The sequence below is a fragment of the Ramlibacter paludis genome (assembly GCF_022012305.1).
In the GTDB taxonomy this organism is placed as follows: domain Bacteria; phylum Pseudomonadota; class Gammaproteobacteria; order Burkholderiales; family Burkholderiaceae_C; genus Ramlibacter; species Ramlibacter paludis.
The window spans coordinates 84,389-106,695 of record NZ_JAKLTM010000006.1 but is presented as its reverse complement, the minus strand read 5'-3'; the positions used below and the strand labels follow the sequence as shown (position 1 = coordinate 106,695).

The 22,307-nt window shown below is 69.8% G+C and carries 26 protein-coding genes and 1 pseudogene; 22 read left to right on the top strand and 5 right to left on the bottom strand.

Annotation, left to right across the window (positions count from 1 at the left end):
- The first annotated feature begins 57 nt into the window (after window positions 1-57).
- The 14 genes and pseudogenes from LZ009_RS20110 to LZ009_RS20045 all read left to right on the top strand — a co-directional run bounded on the left by LZ009_RS20110 (window position 58) and on the right by LZ009_RS20045 (window position 13,025).
- Window positions 58-1,046 (top strand): annotated as a pseudogene (locus tag LZ009_RS20110) (Bug family tripartite tricarboxylate transporter substrate binding protein).
- 186 nt (window positions 1,047-1,232) lie between these two features.
- A complete protein-coding gene (locus LZ009_RS20105; protein WP_275699757.1) occupies window positions 1,233-1,676 on the top strand; it encodes a type IV pilin protein in 444 nt (147 codons plus the stop codon).
- Window positions 1,670-2,185, top strand: a complete 516-nt coding sequence (locus LZ009_RS20100; protein ID WP_275699756.1) for a GspH/FimT family pseudopilin — start codon at window positions 1,670-1,672, stop codon at window positions 2,183-2,185. The genes LZ009_RS20105 and LZ009_RS20100 overlap by 7 nt, the downstream gene beginning before the upstream one ends.
- Window positions 2,185-2,646 carry a type IV pilus modification protein PilV gene (gene pilV, locus LZ009_RS20095; RefSeq protein WP_275699755.1) on the top strand — a complete coding sequence of 154 codons (462 nt, stop codon included), beginning with the start codon at window positions 2,185-2,187 and terminating at the stop codon, window positions 2,644-2,646. The genes LZ009_RS20100 and pilV overlap by 1 nt, the downstream gene beginning before the upstream one ends.
- Entirely contained in the window at window positions 2,643-3,842 is a 1,200-nt protein-coding gene (locus LZ009_RS20090) for a PilW family protein (RefSeq protein ID WP_275699754.1), read from the top strand. Before pilV ends, LZ009_RS20090 begins: the two co-directional genes overlap by 4 nt.
- On the top strand, window positions 3,842-4,417 hold the full coding sequence (locus LZ009_RS20085) for a pilus assembly PilX family protein (protein WP_275699753.1): 576 nt from the start codon (window positions 3,842-3,844) through the stop codon (window positions 4,415-4,417). Before LZ009_RS20090 ends, LZ009_RS20085 begins: the two co-directional genes overlap by 1 nt.
- Before the next feature lie 16 nt (window positions 4,418-4,433).
- Window positions 4,434-7,700 (top strand): PilC/PilY family type IV pilus protein, encoded by a 3,267-nt coding sequence (locus LZ009_RS20080; RefSeq protein WP_275699752.1) that lies wholly within the window; start codon window positions 4,434-4,436, stop codon window positions 7,698-7,700.
- Between the two features lie 78 nt (window positions 7,701-7,778).
- Window positions 7,779-8,435: a glutathione S-transferase family protein gene (locus tag LZ009_RS20075; protein ID WP_275699751.1), complete on the top strand. Its 657-nt coding sequence runs from the start codon at window positions 7,779-7,781 to the stop codon at window positions 8,433-8,435.
- Window positions 8,432-9,220: an SDR family NAD(P)-dependent oxidoreductase gene (locus tag LZ009_RS20070; RefSeq protein ID WP_275699750.1), complete on the top strand. Its 789-nt coding sequence runs from the start codon at window positions 8,432-8,434 to the stop codon at window positions 9,218-9,220. Before LZ009_RS20075 ends, LZ009_RS20070 begins: the two co-directional genes overlap by 4 nt.
- A 9-nt stretch (window positions 9,221-9,229) precedes the next feature.
- The gene (locus tag LZ009_RS20065; RefSeq protein WP_275699749.1) at window positions 9,230-10,015 is read left to right on the top strand and encodes a 2-keto-4-pentenoate hydratase; all 786 of its coding nucleotides are present in this window, start codon (window positions 9,230-9,232) and stop codon (window positions 10,013-10,015) included.
- A 3-nt stretch (window positions 10,016-10,018) separates the two neighbouring features.
- Window positions 10,019-10,708: a transglutaminase-like domain-containing protein gene (locus tag LZ009_RS20060; RefSeq protein WP_275699748.1), complete on the top strand. Its 690-nt coding sequence runs from the start codon at window positions 10,019-10,021 to the stop codon at window positions 10,706-10,708.
- A gap of 102 nt (window positions 10,709-10,810) precedes the next feature.
- The gene (locus tag LZ009_RS20055; RefSeq protein ID WP_275699747.1) at window positions 10,811-11,854 is read left to right on the top strand and encodes a L,D-transpeptidase family protein; all 1,044 of its coding nucleotides are present in this window, start codon (window positions 10,811-10,813) and stop codon (window positions 11,852-11,854) included.
- Complete coding sequence (locus LZ009_RS20050; RefSeq protein WP_275699746.1) at window positions 11,851-12,321, top strand: hypothetical protein; 471 nt, start codon at window positions 11,851-11,853, stop codon at window positions 12,319-12,321. Before LZ009_RS20055 ends, LZ009_RS20050 begins: the two co-directional genes overlap by 4 nt.
- The gene (locus LZ009_RS20045) at window positions 12,318-13,025 is read left to right on the top strand and encodes a M23 family metallopeptidase (RefSeq protein ID WP_275699745.1); all 708 of its coding nucleotides are present in this window, start codon (window positions 12,318-12,320) and stop codon (window positions 13,023-13,025) included. Before LZ009_RS20050 ends, LZ009_RS20045 begins: the two co-directional genes overlap by 4 nt.
- Here LZ009_RS20045 and LZ009_RS20040 read toward each other — a convergent pair.
- A complete protein-coding gene (locus LZ009_RS20040; protein WP_275699744.1) occupies window positions 13,009-14,253 on the bottom strand; it encodes a YbfB/YjiJ family MFS transporter in 1,245 nt (414 codons plus the stop codon). The two genes, LZ009_RS20045 and LZ009_RS20040, sit on opposite strands and share 17 nt — an antisense overlap.
- Window positions 14,254-14,328: 75 nt before the next feature.
- Between LZ009_RS20040 and LZ009_RS20035 the strand changes: the two genes are divergently transcribed.
- On the top strand, window positions 14,329-15,231 hold the full coding sequence (locus LZ009_RS20035; RefSeq protein ID WP_275699743.1) for a hypothetical protein: 903 nt from the start codon (window positions 14,329-14,331) through the stop codon (window positions 15,229-15,231).
- Here LZ009_RS20035 and LZ009_RS20030 read toward each other — a convergent pair.
- Window positions 15,228-15,668 carry a universal stress protein gene (locus LZ009_RS20030; RefSeq protein ID WP_275699742.1) on the bottom strand — a complete coding sequence of 147 codons (441 nt, stop codon included), beginning with the start codon at window positions 15,666-15,668 and terminating at the stop codon, window positions 15,228-15,230. The genes LZ009_RS20035 and LZ009_RS20030 overlap by 4 nt on opposite strands.
- A gap of 75 nt (window positions 15,669-15,743) precedes the next feature.
- Here LZ009_RS20030 and LZ009_RS20025 point away from each other — a divergent pair, with 75 nt between their 5' ends.
- The 4 genes from LZ009_RS20025 to LZ009_RS20010 all read left to right on the top strand — a co-directional run bounded on the left by LZ009_RS20025 (window position 15,744) and on the right by LZ009_RS20010 (window position 18,969).
- Window positions 15,744-16,193 carry a DUF2721 domain-containing protein gene (locus tag LZ009_RS20025; protein ID WP_275699741.1) on the top strand — a complete coding sequence of 150 codons (450 nt, stop codon included), beginning with the start codon at window positions 15,744-15,746 and terminating at the stop codon, window positions 16,191-16,193.
- Window positions 16,194-16,257: 64 nt separating this feature from the next.
- The gene (locus LZ009_RS20020; protein WP_275699740.1) at window positions 16,258-16,887 is read left to right on the top strand and encodes an FHA domain-containing protein; all 630 of its coding nucleotides are present in this window, start codon (window positions 16,258-16,260) and stop codon (window positions 16,885-16,887) included.
- Between the two features lie 15 nt (window positions 16,888-16,902).
- Entirely contained in the window at window positions 16,903-17,592 is a 690-nt protein-coding gene (locus tag LZ009_RS20015) for a hypothetical protein (RefSeq protein ID WP_275699739.1), read from the top strand.
- Window positions 17,593-17,769: 177 nt separating this feature from the next.
- A complete protein-coding gene (locus tag LZ009_RS20010) occupies window positions 17,770-18,969 on the top strand; it encodes a DUF4382 domain-containing protein (RefSeq protein ID WP_275699738.1) in 1,200 nt (399 codons plus the stop codon).
- Here the strand turns inward: LZ009_RS20010 and thpR are convergent.
- Window positions 18,966-19,478 (bottom strand): RNA 2',3'-cyclic phosphodiesterase, encoded by a 513-nt coding sequence (thpR, locus tag LZ009_RS20005; protein ID WP_275699737.1) that lies wholly within the window; start codon window positions 19,476-19,478, stop codon window positions 18,966-18,968. The two genes, LZ009_RS20010 and thpR, sit on opposite strands and share 4 nt — an antisense overlap.
- An 85-nt stretch (window positions 19,479-19,563) precedes the next feature.
- Here thpR and LZ009_RS20000 point away from each other — a divergent pair, with 85 nt between their 5' ends.
- The 3 genes from LZ009_RS20000 to LZ009_RS19990 are packed head-to-tail and all read left to right on the top strand — an operon-like array spanning window position 19,564 to window position 20,472.
- Window positions 19,564-19,944: a hypothetical protein gene (locus LZ009_RS20000; protein ID WP_275699736.1), complete on the top strand. Its 381-nt coding sequence runs from the start codon at window positions 19,564-19,566 to the stop codon at window positions 19,942-19,944.
- Between the two features lie 4 nt (window positions 19,945-19,948).
- Window positions 19,949-20,209, top strand: coding sequence for a DUF5985 family protein (locus LZ009_RS19995; protein WP_275699735.1), 261 nt, complete (start codon window positions 19,949-19,951; stop codon window positions 20,207-20,209).
- A complete protein-coding gene (locus LZ009_RS19990; protein ID WP_275699734.1) occupies window positions 20,209-20,472 on the top strand; it encodes a DUF5985 family protein in 264 nt (87 codons plus the stop codon). Before LZ009_RS19995 ends, LZ009_RS19990 begins: the two co-directional genes overlap by 1 nt.
- On the opposite strand, the gene LZ009_RS19985 is transcribed toward LZ009_RS19990, so the two are convergent.
- Together LZ009_RS19985 and LZ009_RS19980 are read right to left on the bottom strand one after the other, a co-directional pair.
- Window positions 20,469-21,101: a CDP-alcohol phosphatidyltransferase family protein gene (locus LZ009_RS19985; protein WP_275699733.1), complete on the bottom strand. Its 633-nt coding sequence runs from the start codon at window positions 21,099-21,101 to the stop codon at window positions 20,469-20,471. The two genes, LZ009_RS19990 and LZ009_RS19985, sit on opposite strands and share 4 nt — an antisense overlap.
- Window positions 21,102-21,169: 68 nt before the next feature.
- Window positions 21,170-22,300: an ABC transporter substrate-binding protein gene (locus LZ009_RS19980; RefSeq protein WP_430300398.1), complete on the bottom strand. Its 1,131-nt coding sequence runs from the start codon at window positions 22,298-22,300 to the stop codon at window positions 21,170-21,172.
- Window positions 22,301-22,307 lie beyond the last annotated feature (7 nt).

Here is a 22,307-nt window from a genome sequence, read left to right as displayed (position 1 = left end):
TAGGGCATCGGGGAATGGAGCATTCCAGCGGCGCCCCGGGCCCCGCAGAATGTTTGCATGCCACCGGAGACAAGCACCATGCGTCGAATCCCCCTTTTCCTGGCCGCGGCACTGCTGGCCGCCATCCCCTTCACCGCCGCGCAGGCGCAGGCGCAGGCGTGGCCGGCGCGGCCGGTCCGCATCGTGGTCACTTTCCCGCCCGGCGGCGCGCCGGACACGCTGGCGCGCGTGCTGGCGGAGAAGTGGGCCGCGCTCGGCCAGGCGGTGACGGTGGACAACAAGCCGGGCGCCGGCGGCAACATCGGCGCCGACATCGTTGCGAAGGCGCCGGGTGACGGCTACACGCTGGTGGTCGGCACGGTCGGCACGCACGCGATCAACGCGTCGCTGTACGAGAAGATGCCGTACAACAACATCCGCGACTTCACGCCGATCAGCTTCCTGGCCGCCACGCCCAACCTGCTGGTGGTGAACAAGGACGTGCCGGCCAACAACGTCAAGGAACTGATCGAGCTGGCCAGGAAGCAGCCGCTGTTCTTCGGCTCCTCGGGCAGCGGCACCTCCATCCACCTCTCCGGCGAACTGTTCAACACGCTGGCCGGCGTGAAGATGCAGCACGTGCCGTACAAGGGCCGCGCCGAAGCCATCCCCGACCTGCTGGGCGGCGCATCCAGATGATCTTCGACAACATGCCCTCGGCGCTGCCGCTGGTGCAGGAGGGCAAGCTGAAGGCGATCGCGGTGACGAGTGCGCAGCGCTCGCCGGCCGCGCCTTCCATTCCCACCATCGCCGAATCGGGCCTGCCCGGCTTCGAAGCCACTTCCTGGTTCGCGCTGCTCGGTTCGCCCGGCATCCCGCGCGAGGTGCAGATGCGCATCAACGCCGAGACGCTCAAGGTGCTGGCGATGCCGGACGTGAAGGAAAAGCTTGCCAAGCTGGGGCTCGAGCCGAATCCCGGCACGCCCGAGGCGCTGGCCACCACCATCCAGGCCGAAACTGCGAAATGGGCCAAGGTGGTCAAGGAGTCCGGCGCGAAGATCGAATGAAGCGGCCTTTGGCGGCTACGCCTGGAAATCGCCGGCCCTCTGCTAACGATTTCACGCTTTTCATGCTGCATTTACGCAACACTGGTAAAAATTCTTAAGCTCTCGTAATCCTTCCGGCTTAAAAAGGCGGTCCGTGATGTCGATGGACGGCCGAACAACGGCTCGCCGTCGGGAGGATGCGGAGAGATGAAAACAACCAGGTCGTTGGGGGTGAGCAGCGGATTCACGCTGCTCGAGTTGCTCATCGGGATCGTGATCGTCGCCCTCCTGGCGGCCGTCGCCTTTCCGTCCTATACCGCGCACGTGCGGCGTGGCAAGATCGCCGCGGCCCTGGGCGAGGTGAGCGCCGTGCGGGTGCGGCTGGAGCAGTACTACCAGGACAACCGCAACTACGGCGCCACCGGCTGCGGCGTAGCGATGCCTTCCTCGCAAGGCTTCACCATCACCTGCGCGTGGGGCTCCACGAGCGATTCGCAGTCCTTCCTCATCACGGCCACGGGCCAGGATGCGGCCGGCCTGGGCGGCTACGTCTACACCGTGGACCAGTCGGATCGCCACAAGACCACCCGGTTCGACGGCGCCGACGTCAGCTACGCCTGCTGGGTCATGAAGAAGGGGGAGGCGTGTTGAACCGCCGCCCCGCCAGCCGCCGCGCCCGCGGCTTCACCCTCATCGAACTGCTGGTGGTCATCGCGATCGTGGCCGTGGGCATGGCGCTGGCCGCGCCGGGCGTGTCCTCGATGGTTTCCACGCGCAAGGTGCAGAACGCGGCGCAGAGCATCGTGGACGGCCTGAACTTCGCCCGCGCCGAAGCCGTGCGGCGCAATACCGCGGTGAACTTCGTCCTGCGCAGCGACTTCACCGGCTGGGACGTCACGCAGGCTTCGGACGGCAGCTCGCTGCAGGGCTTCTCCAGCTCCGACTGGAAGACCATGAGCATGTCGGCCGCGAACTCCGCGCTCACCGCCACCTTCCTCGCCACGGGCGTGCTCTCGACCACCGGCACGCAGCTGTCGCAGGTGAATATCGTCAGCCTGGGCGGCAACGACACGACGCGGCGCGTCAACGTCTTCGGGGGCGGGCTGATCCGCATGTGCGATCCGGGGGTGAGCGCCGCCAACGATCCGAGGCGCTGCTGATGAACGCCGTCACACACTCCAAAGCGCAGCGCGGCTTCTCGCTGGTCGAGGTGCTGGTCGCCATCGTCGTCTTTTCCTTCGGCGTGCTCGGGCTGGTTCGCCTGCAGGCCACCGCGGTCAAGATGTCCACGGATGCGCGCCAGCGCGCCGAGGCAACCTTCCTCGCCGACCAGCTGCTCGCCCGCCTGCTGATCTCCAATCCCGCCACGGCGACCGAGTTCAACCACATGGCGGGTGGAACGTCCGCCTGTGCGCCGACCGGCACCGCCTCGACGAACGCAACGTTGCTGGACTGGATGTCGCAGGTGACCGCGGCCTTCCCGCGCGTGAATGCCAGCGAGCAGCAGGTCATCGTGGGCGGCACCAACAACGCCGACGTCACCATCCGCCTGTGCTGGAAGAACGGCGAGGACGACCTGCCGCACACGCTGGAGGTCTACAACCGGGTGCAATGGCCATGAGCAAGCATCACAAGCTCCAGGGCGGCTTCTCGCTCGTCGAAGTCCTGGTCGCCAGCGCGGTCGGCCTGATCGTGGCGCTGGCCGTCACCAGTGCCGTCGTCAGCAGCGGCCGCCAGTTCTCCATCCTGACCGGGAACGTCTCGGCGCAAAGCAGCGCGCAGATCAGCCTGTCGCTCATCGACCAGGCGGCGCGCAGCGCGGGCGCCGGCTTCTACGGCAACGGCCAGACGCTCTGCCCGACCTGGAACGCGTACAACGGCACCACCGTCATCTCCGACGGGGCGCGCTTCATGCCGGTCCGCATCGTCGACGGCGGCGGCGCAGGCGTGTCGGACCGCATCGTCTTCACCGGCGGCGCGAGCAGCAGCAAGCCGCTGTCCGGGGCGCCAGTCATGATGGACGTGTCGGGCGCCAGCATCCAGGTGAGCCGCGGCGGCGACTTCGCGAACGGCGAGATCGGCGTGATCGGCGCGCCGGGAACGGGCCAGCCCTGCACCCTGTTCTCCATCACCCAGGCCCCGACCGACACGGCGGCCTGCGGCGGCAACGCCACGGCCTGCAAGCTGCTGGTGCGCACGCCCAACGCCGGGCTCAATCCCGGCCCGGCCGTGTACACCACGCGCCCCACCTACGGCTTCGACGCCACCGGCACCACCACCGGGCCCGCGGTGGTGAGCCGCGTCGGCACCGCCGCCAGCGGCTTCCGCCAGGACGCTTTCGCGGTGCAGTGCAGTGCGCTCGTGCGCTACAACGCCTTTGCCACGCCCAGCCTGCCGGCCTGCACCAGCTCGCCCCTGGCCTTCGGCAGCGGCGTGGAGGCCCTCGCCACCGACATCGTCCTGATGCACGCGCAATACGGCGTGAGCAGCACGGCCGCCAGCGACGTGGTCACCAGCTGGGTGGAGGCCACCGGGGCCTGGGCCGGCACGCCGGCCGCCGCCGACATCGCGCGGATCAAGGCCGTGCGCGTGGTGCTGGTGGCGCGCTCGCGCGAGGCGGATGGCGGGGCCGTCACGGCGGCCTGCACCAACGGAGCCGCGGTCGCGAACACCGGTCCCTGCTCGTTCCAGGATGCGTCGGCCCCGGTGATCGACCTGTCGACGGTTCCCGTACCCAGCGGCCGCAGCTGGCAGAACTACCGCTACCGCGTGCACGCGGCCGTCCTGCCGCTGCGCGCGGTGATCTGGAGCGACTGATGAAGCGAGCACGACGCCAGGAAGGCATGGTCCTGATCGCGGTGCTGCTGGCACTGGTGATCACGCTGCTGGCCGGCATGGGGGTGATGCGGGCCGTGCGCAACGGCAACGTGATGGCCGGCAACTTCGCCTTCCGCCAGACCGCGGTGCAGGCCTCGGACCGCGCGCTGGAAAACGCGATGAGCGAGATCGCCAACCGCATCGCGGGCGGCACCGGCAACACCGGGTCATCGCGCTACCTCGCCACCATCGGCGCGGTCAACGCCCTCGGCGTGCCGACGGCCATCGACTGGACGACGGTGAGTTGCACCGACGAAAAGGGCGCCGTCCTCGCGGATTGCGCCGCGGACAACGGCGGCTACCGCGTGCAGTACGTGGTGGAGCGGCGCTGCCTGAGCAGCCCCGACCTCACCGTGGTCACCCAGATCCGCGCCCAGTGCGAATACGAGCCGCGCGCCTCTTCCATTTCCCCCACCACCATCTCGCTGCGCTACCGCGTGCTGGTGCGGGTGCGCGGACCGCGGGGCACCGAGAACTGGTTCGAGGCCATGGTCAGCGGCCCGGCCACGACGTGAAGAACAGGGACGGACGATGACTGCATTCCTTTGCCACTTCCCGGGGCTGGCGCGGGCGGCGCTGGCCGTGCTGGCGCTTGCCGGCGGCGCCGCGCTCGCGCAGAAGATCGACGACATCCCGCCGGCCGTGCAGAACAACGTGCCGCCGAACTTCATGTTCATGATCGACAACTCGGGGTCGATGAGCAACATCGTGCCGGCGGCGCCGTATTCGGCGACGGCCACCTACCTGGCGAGCTGCGCGAGCGGCAGCCTGATTCCCGCCGGCACCTCGGTGGACCTGAACATCGTCGGCGGCGTCCCCAAGATCGTCTACGGCGGCACGACCTACCGGCACACGACCGCTACATCGGGCACCCAGACCACGCGCTGCTTCAACAACACCGCCACTTATGGCGCGCGCCTGCTCGCCGATACGGGCACCACCACCAAGAGCCCGAGCGGCTACCTGGATTCCGACTACACCGGCCATTTCCTGAACTGGTATTTCGGCAATTACGGGGGCGCGCAGAGCGGCTGGACGGACCGCAAGCTGGTGAGCACCGGCGCGGTGGAAACGCGCATCGAGATCGCGCGGCGTTCGGCCAAGTCCGCGATCGATTCGCTGCCTATCCCCACCGTGTCCGGCGCCCGCGCCGCCGTGCGCGTGGGCCTGAGCACCTACAACGCGAGCCCGCTCGGCGGCCTGCTGAAGCTGTCGGTGCGCGACCTCGACACGACCTCGCGCAGCGCGATCAAGACCCAGATCGACACGCTGACGCCCTCCGGCGCGACGCCGCTGGCCGCGACCCTGGCCGACATCGGCCGCTACATGGCCACCGGCTACAACGGCAACGTCAGCACCGCCAACGACACCGGCGTCGCCATCGACACGCTCCTGCGCATGTCCGGCGCCGACGCCAACCCGGCGCGCAACTCCTGCGTGGCCGGCTCGCCGGTGTCCTGCAATTCGACCAGCGCGACCGCGGCGCAGAAGCCGATCCAGTACTGGTGCCAGCGCACGTCGATCTTCGCGATGACCGACGGCCGGCCGCAGAACGACCGGGTGTTCGACAACAACACCTACGTGCGCGACTACGACAAGGACTGCACCGGCGCCAACGCGGCGCAGTGCAAGGACGCCACCGGCTCCGTCCTGCCCTACGACCGCAAGAACGCCGCCACCGGCCGCTCCTACGAGTCCAACGGCTCGGACTACATGGACGACGTGGCCAAGCTGCTGTTCGACACCGACCTGCGGCCCGACCTGGTTCCCGCCTCCGGCGCCAAGCGCGGCAAGAACAACATCAGCACCTACATGATCGGCTTCGCGGATCCGGCGGTGCAGAACGACCCGCTGCTGATCAACACGGGACGGCAGGGCGGGGGCCGTTTCCTGGCGGCAACCGACGCGCCCACGCTGCTCGAGGCCTTCCAGAACGTGATCTCCGATGCCCTGGCGATCGACGCGGCCGCCGCCGCCGTCGCCGTCACGAGCGCGCAGATCACCTCCGGCACCATCGGCTACGCCTCCAGCTACACCTCCGGCAACTGGTACGGCGACCTCGAGGCCTATTCGCTGGACCAGATCACGGGCCTGCGCAACGGCCCGGTCCAATGGTCGGCGCGCGACAAGCTGGCGGCCCAGGACCCCACCACGCGGCGGATCGTCACTTTCAGCGGCACGACCGGCACCGGCGCCGGCCTGGTGTTCTCGACCGCCAACGGCGGCAACTTCCGGGGCGCCGGCACGTCGCCCAGCGACGCGGTGATCAACTACACGCGCGGCGACCGCAGCGGCGAGGGCAGCACCTTCCGCCAGCGCTCCTACGTGCTGGGGGACATCATCAATGCCGAACCGGTCGCGGTGAGCTACACGGCCGGCAGCATCGTGTACCAGGCTTCCAACGACGGCATGCTGCATGCCTTCGACGGGCGCATCGATGCCAGCGTGGCCACGCGCGGCAAGGAGCTGTGGGCCTATGTCCCGCGCCTGGTGCACAGCCGCCTGGCCGACCGCGCGTCGACCGGCTACGACCACGTCTACCTGGTCGATGCCACGCCCGCCGTGGCCGACATGTCCGGCACGGGCGCGGGCACCGTCGGCAAGATCCTGGTCGGCGGCCTCGGCAAGGGCGGGGCCGGCTACTACGCGCTGGACATCACCAGCGGCACGGCCGCAACTGATGCCGAGGCGACCGCCAAGGTCCTGTGGGAGTTCAAGCCGACGAACATGGGCTACTCCTTCGGTACCCCGCTGGTGGTGAAGACGGCCGACGGCTGGCGCGTGGTCGTCTCGTCCGGCCTTGCCAACGACGGCAGCAGCAACGGCATAGGCGGCGACGGCCGCGGCTACGTCTGGGTGCTGGAAGCGTCCACCGGCGCGGTCATGAAGACCTTCGTGACGCCCAGCGGCTTCGGCAGCGCCAGCGCGAGCCTGGGGCTGACCCACCTGTCCAAGTCGCAGGACCTGGCGCCGTCCGCCGACGTGCGATTCGTGTACTCCGGCGACCTGCAGGGCAACGTGTGGCGCTTCGACTTGACGGCCCCGGATCTCGCCTCGCCGGTGCGAATCGCGCAGCTGACCGCGCCCGACGGCAGCGCGCAGCCGGTCACGGCCGCCGTGACCGTGGCGCCGGTGACCGGCAGCACGAACCGGCAGTTCGTCTACGTCGGCACCGGGCAGTACTTCTCGATCGACGACGTGCCGGGCAGCTCCACGCCCAACACGCTGGCGTCGCAGGTGGAAAGCTTCTACGGCATCATCGACGACACCAGCGTGGCGGCGCCGACCCTGCCCAACATCCGCGGCAGCAACGGTGCCGCGTGCCCGGCCGACGGCGGCACGACGGACTACCTGTGCCAGTCGCTCACGACGGCGGCGGACGGATCGCAGACGGTTACGCACAACGCCATGACCGCCACCAAGCGCGGCTTCTACCTGGACCTCGGCTCGCTGGGACGGGTCACCACGCGCGCGGCGCTGTCCGCGGGCGGCACGCTGAGCGTGGTCGTGAACAAGCCGACCAACGTCGTCTGCAACCCCGGCGGCACCAGTACGCTGCTGCAGCTGTCCTCCGCGAACGGCGGCGCCGTTGCGCGCACCTATGGCGGCACCGTGTACTACCCGGCGCTCTATTCGATCGGGGATGCGTTGTCCAGCCGCCCGCTGATCGTGATCACCGGGGACGGCGTGCGCGCGATCCTGCGCCTGTCGGACCGCAGCACGCAGAGCGTCAAGATCAACGAGACCTCGAGCGGCTCCCCGGCCTTCCGCCGCATCTACATGCGCCCCTTGAACTGAGGGCGGGCGTCGCCTGCGCGACGCCGCCTCAGGGGAATGGAGCATGCCGGCGCCCGGGAGGCCGCGCCAGAATGGCGCATGGCCAGCACGCTCACCCTCCACGGATCTCTGATCAGCAACTACTACAACAAGGCCAAGATGGCCTTGCTGGAAAAGGGCCTGCCCTTCGAGGAACAGAAGGTCGACCTCAAGGACAAGGGCGAAGGCGTCCTCTCGGCGTCACCGCTCGGGAAGATCCCCTTCCTCACCACGCCGCAGGGCTGCCTGTGCGAGAGCCAGGTGATCCTGGACTACCTGGAAGCCGTCGCCCCGCAACCGGCCCTGCTGCCGGCCGATCCCTTTGCCGCGGCCAAGGTGCGCGAGCTCGTCACCTTCCTCGACTGGCACCTGGAGATGGCAACGCGCCAGCTCTATGGCGCGGCTTTCTTCGGCGCGCCGGCGCTGTCCGAGGCGAACGCCGCGCGCATCCGGCGCGAGATCGAACAACGCATCGCGGGCCTCAAGCGCCTGCTGAAGATGGCGCCTTATGCCGCCGGTGAGACCTTCACCATGGCGGACTGCGCCGCGTTCGCGAACCTGCCGCTGGTGGGCATGGCCACCAAGGCCATCTACGGCGAAGACCTGCTGCTGGCCGCCGGCGTCGACTACAAGCCTTACGTGAAGTTCATCGGCGAGCGCCCCAGTGCCCAGCGGATCGTCGCCGACCGCAAGGCCGCGCAGGTGAAGGCATCGTGAGCGATCGCAAGGTCGCCCTCGTCACCGGCTCCGCCACCGGCGTGGGCGCGGCCGCGGCGCTGCAGTTGGCGCAGCGCGGCTGGAACGTCGTCATCAACTACTCGCGCAGCGAAGCCGAGGCGCAGGCGGCCGAAGCGGCCTGCCGCGCGGCCGGTGCCGAAACGCTGCTGCTGCGCGGTGACGTCGCGCAGGATGCGGATTGCCGCGCGCTGGCGGCGGCGACCCTGCAGCGCTGGGGCCGCATCGATGCGCTCGTCAACAACGCCGGCATCTCGATCTTCGGCGCGCAAGCTTCCTGGGACGCGCTGGACGTCGAAGCCTTCCAGCGCATCTACGCGGTGAACGCCATCGGCAGCTTCCAGATGGTGCGCGCCTGCGTGGCGGCATTGAAGGCCGCGCGCGGCTGCATCGTCAACGTATCCTCGATCGCGGGCTCGCTCGGCATCGGCTCGTCGGTGCCCTACATTGCCTCGAAGGGTGCGATGAATGCGATGACCTTGCACCTGGCACGCACGCTGGCGCCCGAAGTGCGGGTGAATGCGGTCTGCCCCGGCATGATCACCAGCCGCTGGTTCGTCGACGGCATCGGGCAGGAAGGCTTCGACAAGCTGAAGGACAACTACGAGAAAGCCGCCCCTCTCGGCCGCCCGGCGACGCCGGAGGACGTGGCCGAGGCGATCGTGTGGCTGGTCGACGGCGCCCGCACGACCACCGGCGAGCTGCTCCACCTGGACGCCGGCATGCACCTGGGCGGCCGGCCGCCGCAGATTCCCGGCGCGCGGTAACCTTCGGGCATGACCCCCGAAGAACTGCTGCGCCACTACGACGACGCGACACTCTGGAGCACGGGCTGCGGCCTGCCCGTGAACGAAGCCTACGAGCGCGCCCTGTCGGTGCGCCAGCTGCGCATCAACCGCGGCGAGGTGCCGCGCGGCTACAAGATCGGCTTCACCAACCGCACCATCTGGCCGCGCTACGGCGTCTATGCGCCGATCTGGGGAACGGTGTGGGACACCACGCTGGCCTTCTGCGAAGGCGAGGGGGAAATCGACCTCGCCGGCACCGCTCAGCCCCGGCTGGAGCCCGAGTGCGTGTTCGGCCTGCGCGCCACGCCGCCCGCGCGCGCCACGCTGGCCGACCTGCGTGCCTGCCTCGAATGGGTCGCACCGGGTTTCGAGATCGTGCAGTCCCACATGCCGGACTGGAAGTTCACGGCCGCCGACACCGTGGCCGACAGCGGCCTGCACGCGCGGCTGCTGGTCGGAACGCGCCGGGCCGCCGACACCTTGCCGGCGGATGCCGCAAGCTTCGAGCAGCAACTGGCATCGGCCCGCATCACCCTGCGGCGCGGCGAGGAAAGGATCGACGAGGGCCGCGGCGCCAACGTGCTCGACGGCCCGCTGCATGCGCTGCTGCACTTCCTGCAAGCCCTGCGCGATTGCCCGGGCGCCACCGACCTGCAGCCGGGTGATGTCGTCACCACCGGTACATGGACCGACGCCTGGCCGGTGCGTGCCGGCGAAACCTGGCGCGCCGACTTCGAGGGCGCCCTGTCGCCGCTGACCGTTCGCTTCCGCTGAGCCATGGACGAGCTTTCGCCGCAGGATTGCCTGGCCGCCACCGCGCTCGTCGACAGCGACCATCCCGCCGTGCTGGCTTTCGCCGAGCGCCATGCGCGAGGTGAGACGCCGGTCGAACGCGCCGTGGCGCTGTACTACGCCGTGCGCGACGGCTTCCGCTACGACCCTTACCGTGTGGACCTGAGCCCGGCCGGCATGCGTGCCAGCGCGGTGCTGGCCCTCGGCTACGGCTGGTGCGTCACCAAGGCGGCCTTGCTCGCCGCCGCCGCGCGCGCCGCCGGCATCCCGGCGCGCCTGGGTTTCGCCGACGTGCGCAACCACCTGTCCACCGAGCGCATGCGCAGCACGATGACCACCGATGTCTTCGTCTGGCACGGCTACACCGAGCTCTGGCTCGAAGGCGCCTGGCGCAAGGCCACGCCGGCCTTCAACGTGGAACTGTGCGAGCGCTTCGGCCTGCTGCCTTTGGAGTTCGACGGCCTGCACGATTCGATCTACCACCCGTTCGACCGGGCGGGCAACCGGCACATGGAGTACCTGCGCGAGCGCGGCAGCTTCACGGACATTCCGCTGGCGAGCGTGCTGGAAGACTTCCGCAAGACCTACCCGCATTGGCTGCAGGACGCGTCGACCGGCAGCGCCCTGGGAGGCGCCGATTTCCAGGCGGACGTAGTCCGCGAGACCGGCGGCTGAGCCAGCACGGGCAGGCGGCCGCCGACCGCCTGCGTCAACCGGCGACTACAAGCGCAGTCGACCGACGAGGCTACGGTAGGGCATCGCACTGAGGAGCCATCGATGCCCCGCAACAAGAACACGCTGGCGCTCCTTGCGCTGGCCATCCCCCTCGCGTTCGCCGCACCGCTGGTGCAGGCGAAGGCGCCCGCCAGGAAGGCGGAGGCCGCCGCGGTCGTCGCGCCCGGCTTTCCCGCCGACGCCACCGAGCACGCCACCAAACTGAATGCCGACGGCGCGATGCCGCCGCTGGCCGAAGGCGCCAAAGGTCCGGCCGTCGTGCGCGCGCAGATCCTGCTCGATCGCGCGTGGTTCTCGCCGGGCGAGATCGACGGCCACTTCGCGCGCAACATGCAGCACGCCGTGCAGGCCTTCCAGGAAGCGCGTGGCCTGCCGGCCACCGGCAAGATCGACGAAGCAACCTGGTCGGCGCTGTCGCAGGCGCAGTCTCCGGCCTTTGCCACCTATACGCTGACCGACAAGGACATCAACGGGCCGTACGCGGCGATCCCCAAGGACGACCCGGTGGCCCAGTCGCAATTGACCGAGCTCGGCTACCAGGACATGCAGGAGGCGCTCGGTGAACGCTTCCACATGAGCCCCAAGCTGCTGGCCGCGTTGAACAAGGGACGCAGCATGCAGGTGGGGCAGTCCATCGTCGTCGCCGACGTGGGCCGCGCCGCCACGCTGCCCGGCAAGGTCGCCTCGCTGCGCATCGGCAAGACGGCCAAGATGCTGTACCTGCTGGGCGCCGACAACAAGGTGATGGGCGCCATGCCGGTCAGCATCGGCAGCTCGCAGGATCCGTTGCCGATCGGCATGCTGAGCATCACGAGCCAGGCGAAGTTTCCGGACTTCCACTACGACCCGGCCTTGCTGCGCAACGCGAAGGCGGACCAGAAACTGCGCTTGCCGCCCGGCCCGAACAGCCCCGTGGGCGTGATGTGGATGGCGCTGACCAAGGAGCACTGGGGCATCCACGGCACTTCCGAGCCTTCGCAGATGGCGCGGGTGGAAACCAACGGCTGCGTGCGCCTGACCAATTGGGACGTCGTGCGTCTCTCGACCGTCGTCGCCAAGGGAATCCAGGTGGAGGTGCAATCATGAGAATGATCGACTGGCGACTCGGCCTGTTGGCCGCCGCCGCGGCGCTGAGCCTGCAGGCTTGCGACGTGCAGGTGCATTCCAGCGCAGACAACACCAAGGTGCAGCAGCCGCAGGCCTCGCTGCCGGACAACGCTCGCCTCGACGGCCAGCAGACGGCGGCGGTGACGCCGCCGCCGGTGGACACCACTGCCGCTCCGGCGCCGGACGCCGCGGCTTCCGCTGCGCTGCCGGTGCCCGATACCACGGCGCAAGCGCCCACGCAGCCGGACATGACGGCACAGGCGCCGGCCCAGCCGGACGCGACCGCACAAGTCCCTGCGCAACCCGACACCAGCGCGCTCGGCGCCCCCGGCGCCACGCCGGCCGCCAGCACTGCCACCACGAGCGCCGCGCCCACCGAGCTGCAGCGCTTCTTCGAGACCAACTCGCCGGCCGCCAAGGCGGAAAAGGCCGCGGCGAAGAAATGAGCACGGGCCTGCGTTGCGCCGTGCTGGCGGCGATCGCGGGCTGCCTGCTCGCGGGCTGCGAGCGCGAACCGGTGCGCACGACGGTGATCCCGCCGCGGCATGCGGCGAGCGACAGCGTCGCGGTTGCACCGCCGCCAGTCGTGACCGTTCCGCCGGCAACCGCGCCGGCAACGCCGCCGATCACCCAGGCGCCGCTGCCCACCGTCCGCAACCCCGGCGACCGCGAAGGTGCCGAACTGCTCGCGCAGCGCACCTTGCTGGTCCCGGTGGTGGGCATCGCGCCGGAGCGCCTGGCCGACACCTACGACCAGGGCCGCGGCCAACGCGCGCACGAGGCGATGGACATCCTCGCGCCGCGCGGCACGCCGGTGGTGGCCGTCGACAACGGGCGCGTCGCCAAGCTGTTCACCAGCAAGCCGGGCGGGCTCACGGTCTACCACTTCGACGAGGCCGGGCGGCTGGCCTACTACTACGCGCACCTCGATCGCTATGCCGACGGCCTGCGCGAAGGCATGGAGTTGAAGCGCGGCGACCTGGTCGGCTACGTCGGCACGACGGGCAACGCGGACCCGGGGACGCCGCACCTGCACTTCGCGGTGTTCAAGCTGGGGCCGGACAAGAAGTGGTGGCAGGGGGAGCCGGTCAATCCCTATCCGGCGCTGCGGCGCGCAGCGCCTGCGACGGAGATCACCGCGAGCCGCTAGTCCGCTGCGGATAGAGCCAGGCCTGCAGCCCGTAGAGCGCCATGCCGGCGAGCAGCGCGCCGGTCGCTATCCACAGCGAGCGGTCGAAGCCTTCCGCCGTGCTGCGGCTGTGCGCCACCAGCGCCGCGGCCATCGGCGGGCCGAGGATCTGGCCCAGTCCCCACATCGCCGTCATCAGGCCCATCAGGCTGGTCGCATGCCGCGGCCGGATGCGGCGCGCTTCCTGCATCGCGAAGAACGTGATCGCCGTGAACGGCAGTCCCAGCAGCAGGCTGCCCAGTGCAAACCCCGCGAGCGTCGGGCTCACCAGGCTGGCCGCGACGCCCGCGGCCTGGATGGCATAGCAGGCCGCGAGGCGCAGCCGCAAGTCGCCGCCGCGCAGGCGCGAGGCGACCAGCGCGCCGATGATGACGCCGAGGCCGAAGAGCGGCCAGAACAGGTCCAGCCAGTGCGAGCCGGGCAGGGCGAGGCGCGCGATCACCGGCAGGAAGGTGGCGGTGACGATGTAGCCGATGCCGGCGATGCCGTAGGCCAGGGACAGCAGCGCCATCTCCATGCCGCCTGCTTCGGGCGTCGCGGTGCCGGCGCCCTTGGCCGCGGTGGCCGGTGCGGAAGCCGGCACCGCGGCGCGCGCATCGAAGACCTTCCACACGGCGGCGCTCAGCACCGCCGCGAACACGCCGAACACCAGCCACCCGAGCGCGGCCTGCGCGTGCAAGGCCACCATCGCGCTCGCGGCCAGTCCGCTGGCGACGATGCCCAGGCCGGGCCCCACGTAGATCAGCGCGCCCGTGTCCGGCACGCCGCGGCGTGCGAGCTGCTCCAGGCAGAAGCCCGAGGTGTAGAGGAAGACGACGGCACTGGCGAGGCCGGCGGCAAAGCGCCACAACACCCAGCCCGCAGGCCAGTGGAAGGCCATCGCCGCGGTCAGGAGCGCGGTGGCGGCCAGGCCCACGCGCACGAGCGCCGGCCCGTTGACGTGGCTGGCCCAGCCCAGTCGCGCCCAGATCCAGGGCTGGAAGGTGCAGGCCACCGCGCCGAGGAGGTAGCCGAAGTAATTGGCGCTCGCCAGCAGGCTGGCGCCGGGCAGGGTGACGCTGCCTTCGGCCATCATGATCGGCAGCAGCGGCGTGAAGGCGAAGCGGCCTATGCCCATGGCGACCGCCAGGGCGAACAGGCCGGCCAGCGCAATGGCGATCGGGCGCGCGGGAGCAGGGGGAGCGGGCATGGGCCGCGCAGTTTCGCACGTGCGCGCAACCGGCTGCCGGCTGGGGCTATGGACCGAGCAGCTACCATTGCGGCCATGAAAATCCTGCTTGCCCTGCGCCCGTGCAGTCCGGGCCTGGCGCACCGCGTGGCGGCCGACGACACCCTGGCAAAAGCCCTGGGCGCCAAGCCCAATCCCGCGGTCGGCTTCCTGTTCCCCCGCTTCTTCGACGCCGCCGGGCCGGTGCTGCCCCGCCTGCTGGAACTCGCCGACGGCGAGCCGGTGACCTTCCTGCGCGACCTGCAATGCACGCCGCTGGAGCTGGAAGGCAGTTCGCATTTCGAGGCGCTATGCCGCAGCACCATCGGCCAGAGCCGCGCCGACTCCAAGGCCACCATGAGCGCCTACCACCAGGACACGCTGCATCCGACGGCCAGCCGCTGGTCCGTGCGCCTGCCGCAGAAGATCTGGCTGAGCAAGCCGGTGGCCGAAGGCTCCATCACGCACGTCGATCAGTGGACCGGCGAATACGTGATCGGCCCGACCCTGGCGCAGGCCTTGCGCGCCAGCGGGCTCACCGGCTTCGAATTGCGTCCCGTGCTGCACCAGAAGGCCGAGACGCCGGATGAGGCGGCCCAGCACCTCGTCGCGCGCGAGCTGTTGCCCGCGGCGCTGGAAGATGTCACCACCTTCGAGACCTTCGACGACGGTCCGCGGCAGCCGTCGACGCCGCGCCGCTATGGCCTGCTCACGTATGCGCCCGGCGCGCTCGAGGCCAGCCCGGACCTGGCGCGCACCGCCGAACCCTGGGGCCACTGGCGCACGCCGGCGTGGATCGCGCGCCAGCAGGCGCGCTCCTGGTTCGAATCGGCGCAGGTGCGCGGCTGGAAGTTCCAGCCGGTGCTGGCCGCCGGCAGCAAGCTCCATGCGGAGCACACGCAACGCTGGCAAGACCTGCTGGGCCGCTTGCAGGCCGCCGGTGCCTCGGTGATTGCCTAGCGAACGACCAGCACAGGCATCGTGGCTTCGGCCAGCACGCGGCTGGTGACGCTGCCCAGCACCAGCTTGCGCAAGGCGCCATGCCCGTGCGAGCCGATCACGACCAGGTCGGCCTTCTCGTCGCGCGCGGTCTGCGCGATGCCGTGGGCCGCGGTGGCCTCTTCGACGATGCGCGTCTCCAGCGCCAGCGGCGTGCCGCCGTCGTCGGCCAGTTCGGCGGCGCGCGCCAGGGCCCTGCCCGCATGCGTGTGGGCCGCCGCGATGTAGGCCTGGAATCCGAGGGGGTTGGCCTGGCCGATGCCGAGGTAAGGGTAGGGGTCGACGACGTTCACGGCCGTGAGCTTCGCGCCATGGGTGCGCGCCAGGGCGATGGCGGTGCGAGTGGCCTGGTCGCAGGCGGCGGAGCCGTCGGTGGCCAGCAGGATGTGCTTGAACATGGAAGCCTCCCTGCGCGGAACAGTGCCCCAGCGTAGGCCGCCGGGGCCCGCGCGTCAATCGCCATAATCGCGGCCATGGCCTTTCCACTCGACGCAATGTCCATCACCCACGGCATCCAGCTGGCGGTGGCTCCGGTGTTCCTGCTCACCGCGGTCTCGGGAATGATAGGCGCCGTAGCGGGCCGGCTGGCGCGCATCATCGACCGCGCGCGGCTGGTGGAAGACCGCGCCCGCAACGCCGAGGGCGACGCGCTGCAGCGCTCCATCGGCGAGCTGCAGGAGCTGCGCGCCCGCGGCCGCCTGGCCAACGCCTGCATCGCGCTGCTCACCACCTGCGCCTTCCTGATCGGCCTGACCATCATCGTGCTGTTCCTGGGCGAAGCGGGCGGGCTGCAGATCAGCCGGTGGGCGGTCGGCAGCTTCCTGGCCGGCGTGGGCAGCTTCCTGGCCGCCTTGCTTTGCTTCCTGGCCGAAACCTACCTGGCCACGCGCCTGCTGAACTTCCAGCTGGTTTCCCGCACTTGAACGGGCCGCGGCGCGGCGCTAGCATGGCCGCGAGCCGCCGCCTTTCGCGGCACGGGAGGTTCCGATGCCGCAGTTGATCGCCAGCGTCAAGGGCGTGGAAGTCAAGCACGTCTACCTGACCAAGGACCGCACCACGCTGGGCCGCAAGGAAGGCAACGACATCGTGCTGGACACCATGGTGGTGAGCGGCCAGCACTGCGCCTTCGACCTGGTGGGCGTGGCCGACGTCTTCCTGCAGGACCTGGGCAGCACCAACGGCACCTACGTCAACGACCACATGGTGCGCGAGCGCACCCGGCTCAGCGACGGCGACGTGATCGCCATCGGCCCCTACCGCATCAAGTACCTGCAGGCCTCGGAGACGCCCGTCAGCGGCTTCGGCGAAACCCAGTCCTTCATGGCGGGGCCGGACAGCATCATGCCTTCGCAGCTGCAGGCCAGCTTCGCGGTGATCTCCGGCTCGTCGGCGGGCCTGGAAGTGCCGGTCGTCAAGGCGGTCACCACCTTCGGTCGCCCCGGGGTTGCGGTGGTGTCGGTGGCGCACCGGCGCAACGGCTTCTTCGTGACCCACCTGGCCGGGGACACCGTGCCGCTCCTGAACGGCCGGCCCTTGGGCGACGGGGCCGTGCTGTTGTCGGACCAAGACGTCCTGGACCTCGCGGGCACGCAAATGCGCTTCCAGCTCAGGGAATGAAGCACAATCGTTCGCATGGGCCTGTTGAAGCGCATCTTCGGTACGAACGAAACGAACCGCGACTCCGAGCCGGGGGCGGAATCCGCGCAGTTCCACGAAAGCGTCAGTACCAGCAACGAGGCTGAAACCTCGCGCAACGCGCCGCGGCGCGAGCTGATCCAGGTCCTCACGCGCGACGTCATGCGCAAGCACGGCATCCCGTCGGACTGGCTGGAGTGCCGCATCCTCTCCACGGTCACGCGTTCCGGCCGCGCCGGCCTGCACGTGAACTTCGTCGTGCGGCAGGCGCACGAACAGCTGCTGGGATACGTGTTTGCCTTCCAGGACAGCTTCCTGTCCGAGCTGGCCCGCTTCGAGCCGCGCGCGCGCGACTGGCTGGTGAGCGTCGGCTGGGAGTTCGAAGGCCACGGCGTGTCGTCTTCCCAGGGCGCGCCCGCGGTCAGGCTTGCCGGAGCGCCGCCGCCGCAGTCGGGTCGCGTCCCGCTCGTGCCGCCCGCCCAGCCGCGGGCCTTCGCGCCGACCGACGACGCCATGGTCGCGGAGCTGCCGCGTTCCGACGAGGACATGCAGCAGGACTTGCAGGCACTTTTCGCGATCCGCGACGCCGCGATCGCAGACGCCGCGAAGAACGAGGACCGTCCGGACTTCGAGCAGACCCGGCCCTTCGAGGACACCGAAGCTCCGCCGCCCAGCCCGCAGCGCTGAGCGCACGCCTGTGGCGGCCGCGCCGCAGGTCCCTGTCTCCATCCGCAACAATCGGCGGCCAGCGGCAACAGGCCCTGCTGTCGAGCGCCCTTGCCGTTACGCACGGACACCCGCCGGCACGACCCGGCCCCACCATCGCGGCTCCACAACACTGAGAGACAGCAAATGGAGAAGTCGATGCGTGGGAGCGCGATCCGCCGCCTGGCGGGATGGGCGGCAGTTGCCGCGACGGCCGGACTGGCCGCATGCGGCGGTGGTGGAGGCAGCGCCAGCGCGCCGGAAGGCACGCTGCAACTGGCGCTGACCGATGCGCCCAGCTGCTATGAACACGTCTATGTCACCGTGGAAAAGGTCCGCGTGCACACCAGCGACGCGGCGGCCGACGCCGACATGGGCTGGCAGGAACTGGTGCTGCCGGCACCCAAGCGCGTGGACCTGCTGAACCTCACCAACGGCGTGCTGGAAGAACTGGGAAGCACGCCGCTGCCCGCCGGCCACTACTCGCAGCTGCGGCTGGTGCTCGCCGAAAACGGCGGCGCCAACCCGCTGGCCAACGCGGTGCAGCCGATCGGCGGCGCCCTGGTGCCGCTGCGCACGCCGAGCGCGCAGCAAAGCGGGTTGAAGCTGAAGGTCAACGTGGAGATCGAGGCCGGCAAGGTGGCCGACCTCGTGCTGGACTTCGACGCCTGCAAGTCGGTGGTGAAGGCCGGCAACTCGGGCAACTACAACCTGAAGCCGGTGATCTCGGTGACGCCTCGCTTTGCCAGTTCGATCCAGGGCTACGTGACGACGACGCTGACCCTCTCGGCCACCTCGGTGAGCGCGCAGCAGGACGGCGTGGTCGTGCGTTCGACCACCCCGGATGCGAGCGGCAAGTTCAACCTGGCGTTCATGCCGCAAGGCACGTACACGCTGGTGATCACCTCCGACGGCCACGCGACCGGCGTCGTGACCAGCGTGCCGGTGACGACGGCCACGGGCTCGGTCAGCATCAACGGCACGGCCACGGCCATCGTCCTGCCGACGTCGACGATGGGCACCGTTACGGGCACCGTCACCGCCACCACGGCGAGCGGCTCCGGCACCACGACGGCTGCCGTCACCGACGCCACGGTCACGGCGCTGCAGTCGCTGACCGGCGGGCCGGTGATCCAGCTTGCGGCCAAGCCGGTGGATGCCGACCTCGGTACCTACACCTTCAAGCTGCCGGCCGCGGCGCCGGTCAAGGCGCCTTACGCCAGCACCGGGCTGACCTTCACGCCCGACACGGCCGTCGCCGGCAAGTACCGCCTGCAGGCGGTGGCGCCCGGACGCAGCATGATCGAGAAGCCGGCGGACATCAGCGCCGGCAGTGCGACGGTGAACTTCGGCTACTAGCCGAACCGGTGGACCGGCAGGTAACTGCCGGCCACCGAGCGCATCAAGCCATAGCCCGGCCCGGCCTCCCAGCGCAAAGCCGCGGAGGCCGGTGGCCGGGCGTTTTGCGCCTTGCGCGCCAGCGTGACGTGCGGGCGAAAGCGCCGGGTCTCCACCGGGAGGTCCAGGCGCTTCAGCGCGTCACCCAGGCATGCATGCAGGCCGGCCAGCGCCGGCGGCACGGTGCCGGCTTCGAGCACCGCGATGCCCCCGGGCCAGACTTCGCAGCGATCCAGTTCCAGCGTGCAGCCGGGCCAGTCGCACCGCAGGCCATCGCGCAACGCGGGGACGCGATCCGCATCCACGTCACCGATGAAATGCAGCGTGATGTGCAACCGCTCGTCCAGCGTGCGCCGCGCCGCGTCTGGCCAGTGCCAGGCCTGCGCATGCTCCACGATCGCCGCGCGCGTGGCGGGCGACGGCCAGAGGCCGAGGAACAGGCGCCAGGGCGGCACGGGCGTTTCGCGCATCCGACGATTGTGCGGCGGCGTGCGGAAAAAACGTCATGGTCGAGCATCGACGCCGGCCGTTTTTCAGTACATTTGCGCCAACATAATGAAACTAGGCGAAGTGCCGGCAGACGTTCGCCGGTTCATCCTCACCAGCGTTCCGTCCGTCCCCTTCCTCGAGGCGGTCCTCCTGCTGCGCGGCGAACCGTCCCATGGCTGGGACGGCGCGCTGCTGGCTCGACGTCTCTACGTGCCGGAGCGCACGGCGCACGAACTGATGGCGCTGCTCGCGCAGTCCGGCATCACCGCGCCTGCGGCCGCAGGGGCGGGGGTGCGCTACGCGCCGTTGCCCGAACTCGCCGCCGTGCTCGATCGCGTGGCTGCGGCTTATGCCGCGGACCTGGTGGCCATCACAGACCTGATCCATTCCCGCATCGACAAGCGCGCGCAACGCTTTGCCGATGCATTCCGGTTTCGCAAGGAGTGATGCGATGGCCGCGCTGATCTATACGCTGTGCGCGCTGACTTCGGTCGCCTGCCTGGTGCTGTTGTGGCGCAGCTGGCGCAAGAGCGGCGCCCGGCTGCTGTTCTGGAGCGCGCTGTGCTTCGGCGCGCTCAGTGTCAACAACGTGCTGCTGGTCCTGGACCGGGTGGTGCTGCCGACCGAGGTCGACCTGTTCGACTGGCGCCTGGCGGCGGCGCTGGCGGCGGTGATCCTGCTCCTGGTGGGCCTGGTCTGGGAGGAGGACTGATGCTGCGCGAGATCGTGACGGGCGCCATCGCCATGGGCTGGCTGGTGGCCGGACTGTTCTTCTTCCGCTTCTGGAGCCACACGCGCGACCGCTTCTTCCTGTGGTTCGCGCTGTCGTTCTGGATCGAGGCGGCGGACCGCGTCGCGCTCGGCCTGCTGGCCGGCGCCAGCGAGGACAGCCCGCTGGTCTATCTGTTCCGCCTGCTTTCCTACGGCCTGATCCTGCTGGCCATCTGGCAGAAGAACCGGCCGGATCGGAACTAGAGCTTTGGAATCCGCAGCGTCTTGCTGATCATCAGGCTGCCCGAAAGCACGAACAGCAAGGCCAGCGGGTGCAGTTCCCACGGGCCCAGGTCGAAGCGGCCGCCCCAGAGGTTGTCCTCGATGCGGCCTTCCCAGCAGGCCCAGGCAAGCAAACCCACGATGACGACGCTGGTGGGGATGGGCGTGCCCTCGAAGTACTTCACCTTGCCCGAGCTGTCGTCGCCGGCCAGCGCTTCGGCGGTGACGTTGTAGCGCGCGAGCCGGCTCACGCCGCAGCAGACGAAGTAGATCAGCGCCGCGGCGTCCCAGCCGCCTTGCAGGCCGGCCGCGAAGCCGAGCGCCGCCGGCGCCATGCCGAAGGAAATCACGTCGGACAGGGAATCGAGTTCGCGCCCCAGCGCCGAATGCGTGTGGCGCGCCCGGGCGATGCGGCCATCCAGCACGTCGAGGATGAAGGCGATGGGCGCCAGCACCGCGGCCGCGAGGAAATGCTCCCGGTGGCCGCTGACCATGAACAGCATGGCCAGCAGGATGGAGCCGACGCCGCAGGCGGCGTTGCCCAGGGTGAAGAAGTCGGCCAGGTGGAATTCCCTGACCATCGAGAAATGGCGCGGTGCGCTGCGTTCCATGGCGGTCCCGTGTTCGGTATCGCCTGAGCTTACGCCCCGCCCGGCCCGGCGGGGCGTAGGACGCAGCCTTATTGGCGGATCTTGCCGGCGCCGCTGATGATGGACAGCTCGACGAAGCGCGAGCCCGAGTGCATGTTGGGCTTGAAGCCCACCACGTAGCCGCCCAGGTCGTAGCTGGCGATGGCGTCCAGCGCCGGTGCCATGCCTTCGCGCGTCACACGTGCGCCCTGGCGGCGCACACCCTCGACGATCACCTTGGCGGCAATGAAGCCTTCCATCATCGCGTAGCTGACCGGCACCTCGAGGTTGCCGGCCTTGGCCACCAGGTCGCCGAACTCCTTGGCCAGCTTCGTGCTGATCTTGTAGGGGCTGGGCGTGACTTGGGCGATGGCCACGCCCTGCATCTGCTCTTCGGACAGGCGCTTGGCCAGCTGCTCGATGTCGGCGCCCGAATGCGCGAACAGCTGCGCGGTGCCGCCGCTGGAGCGGTACTGCTCGATGAAGCCGGCGGCGGCGGCGCCGCTGGAGATCATCAGGATCGCCTGCGGCGGGGTCTTCATGAAGGCGTCGACCGCGGGCGAGACCCGCGCGGTGCCGGCTTCGTAGCCGACCTTCTGCGTGATGGTGGCCTTGGCCTTGGCCGCCGCTTCGTCAGCCGCAGCCAGCAGGGCTGCCGCGCCCGGCCCGTTCTCGTAGAACAGGCCCAGGCGGGTGATGCCGATGGTGGCCAGGTGCTCGGTGAGCTTGCCCAGTTCGTCGCGCAGGTTGGCCCGCACGCTGTACAGGCCCGGCGTCTCCGGGCGGATCTCGGTGGTGCGGTAGCCGACCAGCGCGATCTTGTCCTTCTGCAGCAGGCCGGCCGCCACCAGGTCCGCCACGTTCTTGCTGCCGAAATAGCCCGCCAGCACCATCGGCCTGTCCTCGGCCAGCATGGCCTTGGTGAGCGAGACGGTGTCTTCCGGACGCCCGCTGTCGTCGCGCTTGACGAGCGAGAAGGTGTGGCCGTTGACGCCGCCCCCCTGGTTGACCGCATTGAAATACAGCTGCATGCCCGCCGCGTAGGCCCGCCCCTGGCTGGCCTCCAGACCGCTCATGGGGCCGACCTGGCCGACCACCACCTGCGCCGCCAGCGCTCCCTGTGCCGCCGCCGCCATCGCCACTGCCAGCGCGGTGCGCGCGACCGAAACCTTCCAACCCATTCCGACT